Source organism: Stagnimonas sp. FW305-C-60, assembly GCF_058782965.1.
In genome coordinates, this window is sequence record NZ_JBYSYF010000001.1 from 658,964 (window position 1) to 674,488 (window position 15,525).

Annotated in this window: 9 protein-coding genes; 4 read left to right on the forward strand and 5 right to left on the reverse strand. The window is 71.3% G+C overall.

Features of this window, described 5'->3' with window-relative positions; translation table 11 throughout:
- Positions 1–112: 112 nt before the first annotated feature.
- Together bcsB and AC3WT6_RS03030 are read left to right on the forward strand one after the other, a co-directional pair.
- A complete protein-coding gene (gene bcsB / locus AC3WT6_RS03025) occupies positions 113–2,344 on the forward strand; it encodes a cellulose biosynthesis cyclic di-GMP-binding regulatory protein BcsB (protein WP_492652078.1) in 2,232 nt (743 codons plus the stop codon).
- A complete protein-coding gene (locus AC3WT6_RS03030; protein ID WP_492652079.1) occupies positions 2,341–5,478 on the forward strand; it encodes a cellulose biosynthesis protein BcsC in 3,138 nt (1,045 codons plus the stop codon). The genes bcsB and AC3WT6_RS03030 overlap by 4 nt, the downstream gene beginning before the upstream one ends.
- Before the next feature lie 99 nt (positions 5,479–5,577).
- Here AC3WT6_RS03030 and bcsG read toward each other — a convergent pair whose 3' ends face one another.
- Both bcsG and bcsA read right to left on the reverse strand, forming a co-directional pair.
- Entirely contained in the window at positions 5,578–7,191 is a 1,614-nt protein-coding gene (gene bcsG, locus AC3WT6_RS03035) for a cellulose biosynthesis protein BcsG (protein WP_492652080.1), read from the reverse strand.
- A 4-nt stretch (positions 7,192–7,195) separates the two neighbouring features.
- Entirely contained in the window at positions 7,196–9,802 is a 2,607-nt protein-coding gene (bcsA, locus tag AC3WT6_RS03040) for a UDP-forming cellulose synthase catalytic subunit (RefSeq protein ID WP_492652081.1), read from the reverse strand.
- 131 nt (positions 9,803–9,933) lie between these two features.
- Here bcsA and AC3WT6_RS03045 point away from each other — a divergent pair, with 131 nt between their 5' ends.
- Complete coding sequence (locus AC3WT6_RS03045) at positions 9,934–10,389, forward strand: SRPBCC family protein (RefSeq protein WP_492652082.1); 456 nt, start codon at positions 9,934–9,936, stop codon at positions 10,387–10,389.
- 75 nt (positions 10,390–10,464) lie between these two features.
- Complete coding sequence (locus tag AC3WT6_RS03050; RefSeq protein ID WP_492652083.1) at positions 10,465–12,804, forward strand: Tex family protein; 2,340 nt, start codon at positions 10,465–10,467, stop codon at positions 12,802–12,804.
- Positions 12,805–12,806: 2 nt separating this feature from the next.
- On the opposite strand, the gene AC3WT6_RS03055 is transcribed toward AC3WT6_RS03050, so the two are convergent.
- From AC3WT6_RS03055 to AC3WT6_RS03065, 3 genes are read right to left on the reverse strand one after another with little or no spacing between them, the layout of a single operon-like run.
- Positions 12,807–14,165, reverse strand: a complete 1,359-nt coding sequence (locus tag AC3WT6_RS03055) for a HAMP domain-containing sensor histidine kinase (protein ID WP_492652084.1) — start codon at positions 14,163–14,165, stop codon at positions 12,807–12,809.
- A 13-nt stretch (positions 14,166–14,178) separates the two neighbouring features.
- Positions 14,179–14,856, reverse strand: a complete 678-nt coding sequence (locus AC3WT6_RS03060) for a response regulator transcription factor (RefSeq protein WP_492652085.1) — start codon at positions 14,854–14,856, stop codon at positions 14,179–14,181.
- Between the two features lie 4 nt (positions 14,857–14,860).
- Positions 14,861–15,478, reverse strand: a complete 618-nt coding sequence (locus AC3WT6_RS03065; RefSeq protein ID WP_492652086.1) for a cytochrome b/b6 domain-containing protein — start codon at positions 15,476–15,478, stop codon at positions 14,861–14,863.
- Positions 15,479–15,525 lie beyond the last annotated feature (47 nt).

Below are 15,525 nucleotides of genomic sequence, written 5' to 3' on the forward strand. Positions count from 1 at the left end.
GCCGCCGCCCCCGGTGCGCTAGGCTGCGGTTTGCAAACGGTTAATCACCAGTGCGGGGAGTCAGGATGAGGCGGGTACGGGGCAGCATGGCCGGGCCACGGCAGGTGAGTGCATGAGGCGCCGGCTGGCGCTGGCGGCAGTGTTGTCGGCCCTGGCGCTGCCCGCCGCGCCGGCGGCGACTCCAGCTGCCACTGCGACTTCCAACCCGGCACCAGTGGTGCCGTCGCCGGTCGCCACGCCGCAGCTCACCGCGCCCGCCAGCGCGCCGGGGCAGGAGCGCCAGCTGCTGCTTAGCGAGCTGGGCGGCAACCCCGCCGAGACCATCAAGGGCGTGGAAGGCCAGCACAGCTGGAATTTCGGCCTGCGCCTGGACCAGACCGTGCAGCAGGCGCGGCTGCGGCTGCGCTACAGCTATTCGCCGGCGCTGCTGGCCGAGCTTTCGCATCTGAAGATCCAGCTCAACGGCGTGGTGGTGGCGACGGTGCCGCTGCCGCGCGAGACCAATGGGGCCGAGCAGACCAGTGAGGTCGAGCTGCCCGCCGAGTTCTTCACCGACTACAACCAGCTCAACATCCAGCTGATCGGCCACTACACCACCGGCTGCGAAGACCCGCTGCACAGCAGCCTCTGGGCCTCGATCAACGGCGCCAGCGAACTGCTGCTGAACCTGCAGCCGCTGGAGCTGAGCCCCGATCTCGCCCGTCTGCCGGCGCCGTTCTTCGACGAGCGCGACAGCGAGCGCCTGCAACTGCCCTTCGTGTTTCCAGCCAAGCCCAGCCTGCCGATGCTGGAGGCGGCCGGCGTCGCCGCCACTTGGTTTGGCGCCCTGGCCGACTATCGCGGCGCCTACTTCCCGGTGCTGCGCGGGCAGCTGCCCAAGGGCCATGCGCTGCTGTTTGCCACCAACGACGCGCGCCCGGCCGGTCTGGAACTGCCCACGGTGCAGCAGCCGACCCTGCGCATGCTCAAGAACCCGACCGACCCCTACGGCCAGCTGCTGGTGGTGCAGGGCCGCGACGCCGCGCAGCTGCAGCAGGCGGTGAACGGCCTGGTGCTGGGCTCCACCCTGCTCAGCGGCCCGGTGGCCCAGGTCAAGGCGGTGCGGCTGCCGGAGCGCCGCCCGGCCAACGACGCGCCGCGCTGGCTGGCGGGCGATCGCCCGGTGCGGCTCGGCGAGCTGGTGCAGGATCTCTCCGAGTTGCAGGTCTTCGGCCATGCGCCCGGCCCGATCAATGTGCGGGTGCGGGTGGCGCCGGATCTGTTCACCTGGAACCGTCGCGGCGTGCCACTGAAGCTCAGCTACCGCTACACGCCGCCGCTGGAAGACGACAACTCCCTGCTCACCGTCAGCGCCAACAAGCAGATCGTCAGCTCGTTCCGGCTCAAGCCGGGCGAACCGGGCGAGGTCAGTGGCGTGCTGCGGGTGCCGCCCTATCTGCTCGGCGCCGACAACAACCTGCAATTCCAGTTCGGGATCGACTACCACCGGCCCGGCCCCTGCCGCGATTCCGGCCTCGACCTGGTGCGCTCCTCGCTGGACCCGGAAGCCTCGACCATCGACGTCTCCGGCTTTGACCACTACGCGCTGATGCCCAACCTGCGGCTGTTCGCCAACGGCGGCCATCCCTATACCCGCTATGCCGATCTCGCCGAGACCGCACTGCTGTTGCCGACGCCGGCCAGCGACGGCGATCTGGAGGCGGCCTTCCAGCTGCTCGGGCGCCTGGGCGGCATCACTGGCGCGCCCGGCCTGCGCCTGCGGCTGGCCGGCGACGACGCGCTGGACGAGCTGGACGACCGCGATCTGCTGCTGATCGGCAACCAGCCGCTGCTGGAGCGCTGGCGGCAGAACCTGCCGGCGGTGATCGAGCGCGAGGCGAGCAGCAGCGGACCGCTGGCGCGCGCCGGCCTGTGGTTCCGTCGCGGCCTGGACAGCGACAACGCCGCCGAAGTCAGCGAAGGCGGCGTCAGCAGCCAGAGCGGCGGCGCCATCGGCGCGCTGGTCGGCTTCGAGTCGCCGGCGCGCAGTGGCCGCAGCGTGGTCGCCCTGCTCTACAACAGCGAGCCGGCGCGGCAGGCGGTGCTGGCGGCGCTGGCCTCGCCGGGCGCGGTGGCGCGCATCCGTGGCGATACCGCGGTCATCCGCGGCAGCGAGATCAGCGTGTTCAGCGGCAATGGCAGCTACGCCGTCGGCCGGCTGTCGCCGCTGACCTGGCTGTGGCTGCAGTTCTCGCTGCATCCCTGGCTGGTGGTCGGGCTGGTGCTGCTCGCCGCCCTGCTGGCCGCCGCCGGCGTCTACGGTTATCTGCGGCGGCTCGCCGCACGGCGTATCGCGGCGACATGAGCCGCACCGGCCTGCCGGCCCTGTGCCTGCTACTGGGCCTGGCGGCGCCGCCGGCCTGGGCGCAGGCGCCACCCGGCGCGGCGGTGGGCGAGCTGCTGACCTCGGCGCGCGCCTGGCAGGCGCATGGCCGCGCCGATCTCGCCCGCGTCGCGCTCAACAAGCTGTTGCAGTCGGCGCCCGATGATCCCGAGGCGCTGCTGCAACTGGGCCTGCTGGAGCTGGAGGCCAACCAGATGGAAGCCGCCGCCAAGGTCTTGCAGCGGCTGCGCGCCAGCCACCCAGCAGACCGCCGGGTGCGCGAGCTGGAAGACGCCCAGCGCATCGCCACCAAGGACCGCATGCGCATGGCCAATGTCCGCCGCCTGCTGCAGTCCGGCGAGGTCGACGCGGCGATGCAGGGGATGCGCGAGCTGTTCCCCGACGGCGCGCCCGGCGGCCTGCTGGGCATCGAGTACTACCGCGCGCTGGCGCGCGTCGATGGCCGCCGCGACGAGGGCCTGGCCGGCCTGCAGCGGCTGTTGCGCGAGAACCCCGGCGAACCGGAGTTCGAGATCGCCATCGCCCGCCATTACCTGGGCCGCGCCGCCACCCGGCCGGACGGTCTGGCGCGGCTGGAGGCGATCAGCGCCCGGCCCGATGTTTCGCAGCGGCGGGTGCTCGATCTCTGGCGCGATGGCCTCAGCGAGCAGCCCGGCAGCGCCGCCGACCAGCAGATGCTGGCGCGCTATCTGCGGCTGGCGCCGGACGATCAGCAGATGCTGGCCTTGCAGGCGCGCTGGCAGGGCCGGGTGCCGGCGCCGGTGCCAGAGGCGCCGGCAGTGGCGAGTCCCGGCCGCCCGAGCGAACCCGCTGCTGCTGCCGCGCCGGTCAGCCGCGCCGCCACCGTGCCGGCCAAACCCCGGCCGGGGCCGACCAAGCCGGTGCCGCCAGCCGCTGCACCCGCACCAGTCATTGCCGCGGAGACCGAGCCGCTCGTTGCGCCGGAGCCCGCACCCGCACCCGCCGCGCCCGATGCCAGCGGCCTGGCGCTGCAACTGGGCAGCGGTCCCGAGCCGGCCGCCCCGGCGCCGGCGCCGCCGGCACCGCCGCTGGACTTGCAGCTGGCGGCGCAGCTGCAGGAGCCACCGCCGGTGCCCGATACCCGTGCCGAGCAGATCGAGGCCTGGCAGACCGAGGCGCGCGCGGCGCAGGTGCGGGGCGATCTGGCCGGCGCGCGCAAGGCCGCCGAACAGGCGCTGGCGCTGGTACCGGAAGATCCCTGGCTGCGCTACCGGCTGGCGCGGCTGGAGCTGAGCGCGGGCGACAGCGAAGCGGCGCGGGCGCGGATGGCGGCGGGCGTGCAGCTCGCCCCCGGCGCCGACATGTACTACGCCCAGGCCCTGCTACTGGCCGGGCTCGATCCGCGCGCGGCGCAGGCGGCGCTGGCCAGGATCCCCGCCGGCGAGCGCAGCGAGGGCGTGCTGCGCCTGCAAAGCCGCTTGCAGATGCGGCCGCTGCTGGCCGCCGGCCAGCGCTTGCTGCTGGCACAGGATCAGGCCAGCGGCGAGGCCCTGCTGGAAGGTGCGACCGCGCTCGCCGGCGAAGACCCGCGCCTGCAGGCCGAGGTGGCGCAGACCTGGATCGCCGCCGGCCAGCCCGAGCGCGGCCGCGAGTCCATGCGCCGCTATCTGGAGACGCGCAGCGAGACGCCGGAGCTGCTGCTGGCCTGGGGCGGCGTGCTCGATGCCGCCGCCGACCGCGCGCCGGACGCCGACACCGAGCTGGACGCCCTGCTGGCGCGGCTGCGCGCCGAGCCCCTGGCCGACGCCGATCTCGCCGAGGAGCGCGCCGCGCTCGTCGCCAGCCGCGCCCGCCGCCAGGCGCAGGCCCAGCAAGCGGCTGGCGACAGCGGCGCCGCCTTCGCCACCCTCGATTCCGCGCTGCGCGAGGCGCCGCGCCAGCCGGCGCTGCTGACGGCGCGCGAGGCCCTGCTCGATGACACCCGGCCGCAGCGCGAGTCCAGCCTGATGCTGGCGCTGGACCTGGTCGACAAACCCGGCGACGCCGGCATTTCCCGCTACCGTGGCCAGCAGCTCCCGCTGCGCTATCAGGGGCCGCTGGGTCGCGAGGGCCGGCTGGAAGTGCAGCTGGATGCGGTCTCGGTGGACGCCGGCCGCCTGCCCGCCGAGTTCGAGGCCGCAGCAGCCTATGGCCAGTTGCAGGCGGTGGGGCCGAGCGCCAGTGGCTACGCCGGGGTTTCGCAGTCCGCCGAGGGCTGGGCGCCTACCGTCGGCTATAGCCAGGGCCCCTGGCGCGGCGACATCGGCAGCACGCCGCTGGGCTTCCTCGTCGAGGATGTGGTCGGCGGCCTGCGCTATGGCGGCGACTGGGGCCAGTTCGACTACGCGGTCGAAGCCTATCGCCGGCCGCTGACCAGCAGCCTGCTCGCCTATGCCGGCGCCCGCGATCCGCTCAGTGGCGAGGTCTGGGGCGGCGTGCGCAACAGCGGCCTGGGCCTGCGGCTGGCGCGCTACGAGCGGCGCTGGAGCGGCTTCGCCAGCCTAGGTTTCAGCGCGCTCAAGGGCGAGCAGGTGGCCGACAACCGTCAGTGGAACCTGCGCCTGGGCGGCGACTGGGAGCTGCTCAACCGCGACGACCAGCGCCTCTATCTCGGCCTCACGCTCAGTCATCAGCGCTATGCCGAGAACCTGCGCTACTACAGCTTCGGCCAGGGCGGCTACTACAGCCCGCAGCGGCGCAGCGCCCTGAGCCTGCCGCTGGACTGGCGCGGCCGCCATCGTGCCTTCAGCTGGCAGTTGCAGGCGGTGGCGGTGCTCACCCGCACCCACGAGGACGACTCGCTGTTCTTCCCCACCCGCCCCGATCTCCAGGCCGCGGCCGCCGCACGCCTGGCCGCCACTGGCGAGACGGCGGTGTACGCGGGCGGCGATGGCGGCGGTTTTGGCTACTCGCTGACGGCGGCGCTGGAATACCGCCTGAGCCCGCACTGGGCGCTGGGCGGCCGCACCGACCTCGACCGCTCGGAGTTCTACGAGCCCCTGCAGTTCAACCTCTACCTGCGGCGCTGGCTGGACGGTGCGCCCGAGGGGCCGCTGGTGCCGCCGCAGCCCTTGCGGCCCAATTCCGAGCGCTGAAAAGCGCGGCGCTACAGCGCATTTCGCGCCGGTGGACGTAGCGGCTGAGTGCCGTCGCCAATCAGCTTTCTCGGTGCCAGCGGTGGCTGTACAAAAGCTTCAGGGCTCGGTGCTGTACTCGGCCCAGCTCTGGTCGGGACTGCGCAGGTAGTAGCGCCCGCGCAGGCGCATCACCACGGTGGCGTCGTTCTCGGCGACGAACTCGGTCTGTGGCAGCTCACGCAGATAGTCGGCGAGCACCGGCGGTTCGGTGCCATACGGACTGCGCTCGACCAGCCGCGCCACCAGGCTGCTCAGACCGAACAGGCTGGTCGCTGCGCCTACCGTCACCGGCCCGTCCTTGGGTGGGGCGGCGAGGCCGATCAGCTTCACCGCCACCGGCGCCAGGGCGATGGCCGGGCTGGGGATCTCGCGCAGACCGGAAATCTGCATGCGGTCGCCGCGCACCGCGGCGCCATGCTCGGGCACCAGCACCACCACCGCCTTGCGGCCGGAGGCCTGCAACTGGTCGAGAAACTGGCCGAGGTCGCTGAACAGCAATTGCAGCCGCTCGCGGAAGTTGTCGCGGACATTGCCGCTACGGCTGCCGACCACCTTGTTGCCGTCGTGCAGGCTGACGCTGTTGTAGTAGAGCGTCACCGGCGGCCCTTCCGCCGGACGCTGCGCCAGCCAGCCGGAGAGCAGGGCGAGATCGCCGTACACCGGCGAGTCGTCGAAGGCGCGCATCTTCACTGGCGCCGAGCGGTTGTCGATGGCCGGCACCTTCAGCCCGCCGCCCTCGCGCAGATCGCCGAGAAAATCGCCGAAGTGGCCGTCGTGGTTCATCAGCAGCTGCGGCTGGTAGCCGGCCTGCGCCAGCGTGTTGAACAGATAGCACTCGCCCGGCGCCGGCTTGTAGAGCGCGGCATGGCTGGTCTGGCCGCAGGCCGAGCGCAGCAGCCGGATCGCCGCCGGGCCGCTGTAGCTGGCGGCGGTGCTGAAGTTGCTGAAGCGGATGTCGAAGCGGTCCAGCACCGCCGGCTTGCTTTCGCCGACGTAGTCCATGTCGTCCCAGGCCAGCGAGCAGATGTGCAGGAAGATCACGTCGAAGGGCACCGCCGGGCTGGCGGGGGCATTGAGCTTGAGCTGGCGGCCGGCCTCGCGGCGGTAGAAGTCTTCCAGCGCGCTGTTCAACTCGGCACTGTCGGCCGGGCGGGTGTCGGTCACCGCCGTCGCTACCGTCGCCGCGTCGCCACCGGCGCTCGTCGCGGGAGCCGCGGCGGTGAGCGCGGTTGCCGGCTGCGCCAGTCGCAGGCTCAGTTGCTGGCCCAGTTGCTGGCTCAACGGCACCAGCAGGATGCCGAGCACCGCGAAGGTGCCCATGCGCAGGCGTTGCCCCAGTAGCCACCAGGCTGCGAACAGCAGCACCAGGCCGAGCAGGGCCAGCGGATTCACGAAGCGGCCCAGCAACTCCAGCAGGTAGGCGAAGCTGAACTGCTGCAGATAGCCGGCTTGGCTGATGAGGCGTTGGAACGGCGGCAGCCAGGAGTCGTAGTAGAGCAGCGCCAGGCCCGCCGGCACCGCCAGCACCTGCCGCAGCACCCGCAGCCAGCGCCGCTCCAGCGGCCAGGCCAGGGCCAGCGCGAAGCCCAGATTCGGCCAGATGTGAAAGCCGATGAACTTCCCCAGGTAGAGGAAGAGCTTGAGAAAAAAGTAGTAACTCCAGACGCCCATGGCTTTATCCGCCTCGCTCGGTCAGGAGCTTGCCCGAGTCGGCCTCGCCTGGCACCAGCGGTCGCCGCCAGACCAGCGCGGCGCGGCCGAAGCTGCGCAGGAAATACCAGAAGCCGCGCAGGCCGAAGTGCAGCACTTCCAGCATGCTGGCCATCGGCCGGTCGCTGGTGTCGGGCGGCAGCCATTGCAGCCAGGCGTCGGCGCGGCCGAAGGTGCATTCGATCAGATCGCGCTCCTGCTGCAGGCTCAGCGGCTCAAACTGCACGCCCAGGCGCGGCGCGCTCCAGTCGCTGACCCGCGCCGGGAAGTCGTACTGACCGCCGCGGTGGAACAGGCTCACGGTCAGCGCCGCGCCGGGCTCCAGCGGCAGCTCGCTGTCCAGCGACAGGCCCAGGCCGTTGAGCGAGTAGTCACGCACCTCGCAGCGCTGGCTGGCGCCGTCGCCGAGCCGGACCGCCGCCGGCAGCCACATGCGGATGCGCGGCGTCAGCCGCACCTGCCGGGCCTCGGCGCAGACGCCCAGCGCGGTGCCGACCATCACCAGGTTGTAGAGCGTCCAGGCGAGGTTGATCAGCACCGTGCCGGCGTCCTCGGTGTTCCACCAGAGCAGGCGGATGACACCCAGCACCAGGCCGGCGAGATTGAGCAGGGCCAGCACCATGAACGGCGCGGCGATGCGCCAGTCGAAATAGGCGCGCTCCACCAGCCCGCCCTTGACGGTGACGTTGAACTTGCCGACGCGCGGCGCGAGCAGCGCCAGGGTGGTGGGCAGGGCGATGTACCAGGCCAGCACCGTCTCGTAGGCCTCGGCCCAGAACGAGTGCCGGTACTGGCCCTGGATGCGCGAGTTGGCGAGGCTGGCCTGCATCAGATGCGGCAGCGCGTAGGCCAGCAGCATCGGCGCCGAGGTGGTGATGACGTGCGCCTCGAAGAACAGATAGCTGAGCGGCGCGGTGAGAAACGCCAGGCGCGGCAGGCCGTGGAAGAAGTGCAGCATCGCGTTGGAATAGCAGAGCCGCTGGAACAGGCTCAGCCCCGGCCCGAACAGCGGGTTGTCGACGCGAAAAATCTGCGCCATGCCACGTGCCCAGCGGATGCGCTGGCCAACGTGTGCCGACAGCGATTCGGTGGCCAGCCCCGCCGCCTGCGGCAGATTGAGATAGGCGGTGGTCCAGCCGCGCCGGTGCATCTTCAGCGCGGTGTGCGCGTCCTCGGTGACGGTTTCCACCGCGATGCCGCCGACCTCCTCCAGCGCCGCGCGGCGCAGCACCGCGCAGGAGCCACAGAAGAAGGCGGCGTTCCAGAGGTCGTTGCCGTCCTGCACCAGGCCATAGAACAGGCTGCCCTCGTTGGGCACCCGGCGGAAGGTATCGAGATTGCGCTCGAAGGGATCGGGCGAGAAGAAATGGTGCGGGGTCTGCAGCATCGCGCAGCGGCGGTCGCGCAGAAACCAGCCCATGGTCATCTGCAGAAAGGAGCGGGTCGGGATGTGATCGCAGTCGAAGATGGCGACGTACTCGCCGCGGGTTTCGGCCAGCGCGTGGTTGAGGTTGCCGGCCTTGGCGTGGCGGTTGTCCGGTCGGGTCAGGTATTCGACCCCGGCTTCGGCGGCGAAGGCGCGGAAATCCTCGCGGCGGCCGTCATCGAGCAGGTAGACCTTGAGCTTGTCGGCCGGCCAGTCGAGGTTGGCGGCGGCCAGCACGGTGGGCTTCACCACTTTCAGCGGCTCGTTGTAGCTGGGGATGTAGACGTCCACCGTCGGCCACAGGCGGCTGTCGGCCGGCAGCAGCACCGGCTGGCGCTTGAGCGGCCAGACGTTCTGCACATAGCCCAGGAGCAGGATCAGCCAGGTGTACATCTCCGCCACCACCAGGCCGTAGCCGAGAAAGTGCGCCAGCGGGCCTTCGAGATCGAGCGTGCTGGTCAGCCGCCACCAGATGTAGCGGCCGGAGGCGATCAGCGACAGGCCAACCAGAATCAGTGTCGGCACATCGCCGGGCAGGCGCCGCACCAGCATCGCCGCGCCCCACAGCAGGGCCAGGAACAGGAACTGGCGCGGCAGGTCCAGCGGCGTGCTGATCGCCATGAAGGCCAGCGGCAGGCTCACCAACAGCAGCAGGACGCGCAGCCGCCGGTGCGATTCCACCGACTGCACCAGCTGTTCCAGCCGCGCGCCGCCGGCGCGGTAGTCGAGGCGGTCCAGCTTGGCCAGCAGCCGCCGCAGCGGCCATAGCAGGGGCGAGAGCCAGGGTTCCGCCAGCCAGTAGGCAGGAGCGAGGAAGCCCGGCCGCCAGGTGCCGGGGAGGGGCGCCGGGAACTCCGGCATCGGCCGCGATAGCAGCAGCGCCGCGCACCAGTCGCGCCAGCGGCGCGGCGCCGGCACCGCCAGTCCGCGCGCGGCGGTCGTTCCCAGCCAGGCCAGTCCCCGGGCCAGCGGTGCCGGCAGCGGAGGTCGGGCTTCCGGTGGCAGCAGCACCAGCCGCAGGCCCCATTCGGCCGGCCGGCCGGGGTCGCGCACGCCCAGGCTGGCGGCCAGCCTCAGCAACCAGCGCCGAACGGCGCCGGCAGGGCGCTGGTGCGGGTGGGGGACGGCAGCTGGCGAGGCATCCATGCCGACAGTGTAGGCATGCCGCCCCGGCCCGCTGCCAGCCAGGGGGCAATCAAAACCCGCCGGCTACGCAAGGCCGGCGAGTCCGGCTAAGCTTTGCGCCCCAGCCTTCGGTATTCGCGCGGAGGAGCGGCATGAGCCTCATCCCGGCAATCGACGCGAGCGACTGCGAACTCCTCAGTTCGCGCCTGCTCGAGGCCACGCCGGAGCAGGTCTACGCCGCTTTCGCCGACCCCGGCCGTCTGGCGCGCTGGTGGGGGCCGCAGGGCTTCCGCAGCAGCTTCCAGCAGTTCGAGCCCTGGCCGGGCGGCATCTGGCGCTACGTGATGCACGGCCCGGATGGAAGCCACTACCCCAACGAGAGCCGCTTCGTGGAGCTGCTGCCGGCGCGACGCATCGTGCTGCGGCACCTGTCCGGCCCGCCGTTCGACCTGAGCATCGACCTCGAAGCCCATGAGGGCCGCACCTGCATCGTCTGGTGTCAGCGCTTCCAGTCCGCCGCTGACTGCGCGCGCATCGCCCGCTACGTGGCGGTGCCCAGCGAGCAGCACCTCAACCGCCTGGCGGCGCTGCTGGCGGACTCGCTCTGAACTGAAATCCAGGCTTGGATTCGCGGCGGCCAGCCCGTATCGTCGCCGGCCGCCTGCAACCGCCTCTGCGACCCCATGACCGCTGCCGCCGACGTCCGTACCCAGATCCTGCGCACCATCGCCGGCGAGATCGCGGCCCAGCCCCGGCAGGTGGAGGCGGCGGTGGCGCTGCTCGACGAGGGTGCCACCGTGCCGTTCATCGCCCGCTACCGCAAGGAGATCACCGGCGGCCTCGACGACACCCAGTTGCGCCGGCTGGAAGAGCGCCTGGGCTATCTGCGCGAGCTGGAAGACCGCCGCGCGGCGGTGATCGAGTCGATTCGTGGCCAGGACAAGCTCAGCGAGGCGCTGGAAGCGCAGCTGCTCGCCGCCAGCAGCAAGGCCGAGGTCGAGGACCTGTATCTGCCCTATAAGCCCAAGCGCCGCACCCGCGCCGAGATCGCCCGCGAGCGCGGCCTGGAGCCGCTGGCGGACCTGCTCTACAGCGACCGCAAGCAAGTGCCGACGGAAGCCGCCGCCGCCTACGTGCAGGGCGAGGTGGCCGACGTGAAGGCGGCGCTGGAAGGCGCCCGCGACATCCTCAGCGAGCGTTTCGCCGAAGACGCCAGCCTGCTCGGCCGCCTGCGCCAGTACCTGCGTGATCGCGGCGTGCTGCGCTCACGGCTGATGGAGGGCAAGGCCGAGGCGGGTGCCAAGTATTCCGACTACTTCGACCACGCCGAACCCTGGGCGCGGGTCGCCGGCCACCGCGCGCTGGCGATGCTGCGCGGCCGCAACGAAGAGATCCTGATGCTGGATCTGGAGATCGACGCCGACGACCCGTCATCGGTCAAGCCGGTGGAGCGGATGATCGCCGAGCAGCACCACATCCGCGCCGAGGCCGGCGCCGCCGATGCCTGGCTGCAGGAGGTGGCGCGCTGGTGCTGGCGGGTGAAGCTGTCGCTGAGCCTCACCGTCGATCTGATGATGGAGCTGCGCGCCCGCGCCGAGGCGGAGGCCATCGAGGTGTTCGCGCGCAATCTCAAGGATCTGCTGCTGGCCGCACCCGCCGGTTCGCGCGCCACGCTGGGCCTGGACCCGGGCATCCGCACCGGCGTGAAGGCGGCGGTGGTCGACGGCACCGGCAAGCTCTTGGAGACCGCCACCGTCTATCCCTTCCAGCCGCGCAATGACGTGCGCGGCGCGCAGGCCGAGCTGGCGCGGCTGATCAAGCAGCACGGCGTGCAACTGATCGCCATCGGCAACGGCACCGCCAGCCGCGAGACCGAGAAGCTGGTCGCCGAGCTGCTGCCGGCGCTGCCCGAGCCGCGCCCCCGCACGGTGGTGGTCAGCGAGGCCGGCGCCTCGGTGTACTCGGCCTCGGAGCTGGCGGCGGCGGAGTTCCCGCAGCTCGACGTCTCGCTGCGCGGCGCGGTGTCGATCGCCCGCCGCCTGCAAGACCCGCTGGCCGAGCTGGTGAAGATCGACCCCAAGTCGATCGGCGTCGGCCAGTACCAGCACGATGTCGATCAGTACCGGCTGGCGAAGTCGCTGGATGCGGTGGTGGAAGACGCGGTGAACGCGGTCGGCGTCGATCTCAACACCGCCTCCGCCTCGCTGCTGGCGCGGGTTTCCGGCCTGGGCAGCTCGCTGGCCGAGTCCATCGTCTTCCACCGCGACCAGCACGGTGCCTTCCAGAGCCGCAAGCAGTTGCTGGAAGTGTCGCGCCTGGGGCCGAAGACCTTCGAGCAGTGCGCCGGCTTCCTGCGCATCCGCGACGGCGCCGAGCCGCTGGATGCCTCCGCCGTGCATCCCGAGGCCTACGAGCTGGCGCGCCGTATCGTCGCCGCCTGTGGCCGCGAGCTGAAGACCCTGATGGGCGACAGCGCCGCGCTCAAGCAGCTCGACCCGCGGCAGTTCGCCGACGCGCGCTTCGGCCTGCCGACGGTGCGCGACATCCTCGGCGAGCTGGAAAAACCCGGCCGCGATCCGCGCCCGGAATTCCGCACCGCGGCCTTCGCCGAGGGCATCAACGAGCTGAAGGATCTGCTGCCGGGCATGGTGCTGGAAGGCACCGTCACCAACGTCGCCGCCTTCGGGGCCTTCGTCGACATCGGCGTCCATCAGGATGGCCTGGTGCACGTCTCGCAGCTCTCCGACAAGTTCGTGAAGAACCCGCACGAGGTGGTGAAGGCCGGCCAGATCGTCAAGGTGCGGGTGGTGGAAGTGGACCTCAAGCGCCAGCGCATCGCGCTGTCGATGAAGAAGGACGACGGCAGCGCCAGCAGTCGCGCGCCGACGGCGGGTGAGGCCAGGGGCGACTCTCGCGGCCGTGGGGCTCCACCCTCGCGCGCGGGCGGCAAGCCGCCGCGCGCGACGCCGGCACCGCAGGGCTCGCTGGGCGCGGCGCTGGCCGATGCCCTGAAGCGGCACTAGGTTCAGACCACCAGCGGCAACCGCACCCGTACCCGGGCGCCGGGCTGCTGGTCGAGCACCGCCACCTGGCCTTGGTGCAGGTCGACGATGGCGCGCACCAGCGACAGGCCCAAGCCCAGGCCGGGTTCGTGGCGCGAGGCATCCAGCCGAACCAGGCGCTCGAACACCCGCTCGCGCTCGCCGGCCGGAATGCCCGGGCCGGCGTCGCTGACTTCCAGCACCCAGGCGTGCGCCTCGGGGCGGGCACTGAGGCGGATCAGGCCGCCGGCCGGGCTGTACTTGACGGCGTTGTCGAGCAGGTTGACCAGCATCTGGAACAGCAGGTGACGGTGGCCGCGCAGCGGCGGACCCGGCAGCAGGTCCAGCTGCAGGCGCTGCTGCTTTTCCTCGGCCAGCGGCTCGATGTAGTCGGCGGCGTCCTGCGCCAGCTGGGCGAGGTCGCAGGCCTCGAATTCCTGCCGCAGCAGGCCGGACTCGACGGTGGCGATGCGCAGCAGCGACTGGAAGGTGGCCAGCACCTGGTCGAGGTCGGCGAGGTGGCGCTCGATCCAGGCCGGCAGCTCGGCGGCGGCCGGCGGACTGGCGAGTGCCGCCTCCAGGCGCGAGCGTAGGCGGGTGAGCGGCGAGCGCAGGTCGTGGGCGATGTTGTCGGTAGCGCCGCGCACCGAGGCGATCAGCGCGTTGATGCGCTCGAGCATGGCGTTGAGCGTCTCGCCCAGGCGATCGAACTCGTCGCCATCCGGGCGCGCCGGCACCCGGTGGCGCAGGTCGCCGGCGATGATCTTCTGCGCCGCGGCGCGGATCGCCTCCACCGGCCGCAGCGCGGCGCGGGTCAGCAGCAGGCCGGCGGTGAGCGAGATCAGCAGCATGGCCCCCAGGCTCCACAGCGCGGCGCGGCGGATGTCGCTGCGCACCTGCGCGATCTCGATCTCGTCATAGCCGACCAGCAGGCGGCTGCCGTCGGCCAGCCGGGTCCATTCGGCCACCACCCGGGTCTGCCCGGGATACTTGCGGCTGGGCAGGCGGAATACCTGCTCGGCCTCGGGGGTGACGGCCGGCCAGACATCGACATTGCCGGCCAGCTTCCGGCCCTTGGCGCTTTCCAGCCGGTACAGGCGGTCGTGATTGGGCGTGCCGTTGCGCAGGCGCTGCTCGATCAGCGCCTCGACGCCGCGGCGGCCATCGATGTACTCCTCGGCTTGCAGGATGTGCAACTCGGCATCGACGCTCTCTTCGACATGGCTGACCATGAAGCGGTCGGCCAGCCAGGTGATGAACAGCAGCAGCAGACCAAAGCTCAGCGCCAGCAGGGCGCTGTTGGCGAGAGTCAGGCGGGCGGAGGTGGAGAGTCTGAGCTTCATCCCCCACAGCATCTCATTGTGGCTCGCGCAGGCAATAGCCGGAGCCGCGCAGGGTGTGGATCAGCGGCGTCCAGGGTTCGCGATCGACCTTGGCGCGCAGCCGCGAGACGTGCACGTCGATGACATTGGTCTGCGGGTCGAAGTGATAGTCCCAGACACCTTCCAGCAGCATGGTGCGGGTCACCACCTGGCCGGCGTGGCGCATCAGGAATTCCAGCACCCGGTATTCCTGCGGCTTGAGCGTGATGACCTCGCCGCCGCGCTTGACCACATGCGCCATGCGGTCGAGTTCCAGGTCGGCGACGCGCAGGCGGCTCTCGGCCGATGGCAGCAGGCCGCGACGGGTGATCGCCTCCAGGCGGGCCTGCAGCTCGGCCATCGCGAAGGGCTTGACCAGATAGTCGTCGCCGCCGGCGCGCAGGCCCTTGATGCGCTCGTCGACCTGACCGAGCGCGGAGAGGATCAGCACCGGCACCCGCGAGCCGGTGGCGCGCAGCGCGGCGAGCATGGCCAGGCCGTCCATTATCGGCAGCAGGCGATCGAGCACGATGGCGTCGTAGGCCTCGCCGGTGGCCAGGAACAGGCCCTGGCGGCCGTCGGCCGCATGCTCGACGACATGACCGGCCTCGCGCAGTGCTTTCAGCAGAAAGCCGGCGATCTCGGCGTCGTCCTCCACCACCAGAATGCGCATGGCCTCAGGCTCCCCGGAACATGCGGCGCAGCAGGCCTTCGCCACGCCATTCGTGGATCAGGGCCATGCCGGCGTGGCCGGCGAGGTAGGCCTGCAAGGGCAGTGCGCCCCATTCGTGGATGCTGCCGATCTCGTGCATCAACTCGAGCTGGTCTTCCAGCAGCCACATGGCGACGCCGGTGCTGGCGAAGAACAGCAGGGTCAGCACGCCCAGGCCCTCCACCGCCGCCGCCAGCACGCGGGTCTGACTGGCGTCAGGCGCTTGCAGTCGCGGCAGACCGTCCAGAAGGCCGCGCAGCTCGCCGGCCAGCGCGCCACGGCCGACACCGCTCAGCCAGGGCAGGAAGCGGGCCAGAGTGTCGGCGCCATAGCGGCGCCACAGGCTCCAGATCAGCAGCACCAGCAGCAGACTGGCGGCCAGGCCGGTCCACTCGTGCAGTTCGTACAACTGGATCTGCCAGGCGCTGGCTTCCTTGAAGCGCCAGGGCTTGGACATCCACTCCGAACCGATCAACTGGTGCAGCACCGCCAAGGCCAGCACGGCGTGGCTGTAGCGCAGGTTGGCGCCGCGAGGCTTGAGGTCGGTCATGACGGTCTCCTTGGGGACTGGACTCTGGGTCATGGCGGTGCAGCCTAGGTGCCTGCTCCTAACCGGATGATGGCCGCAAC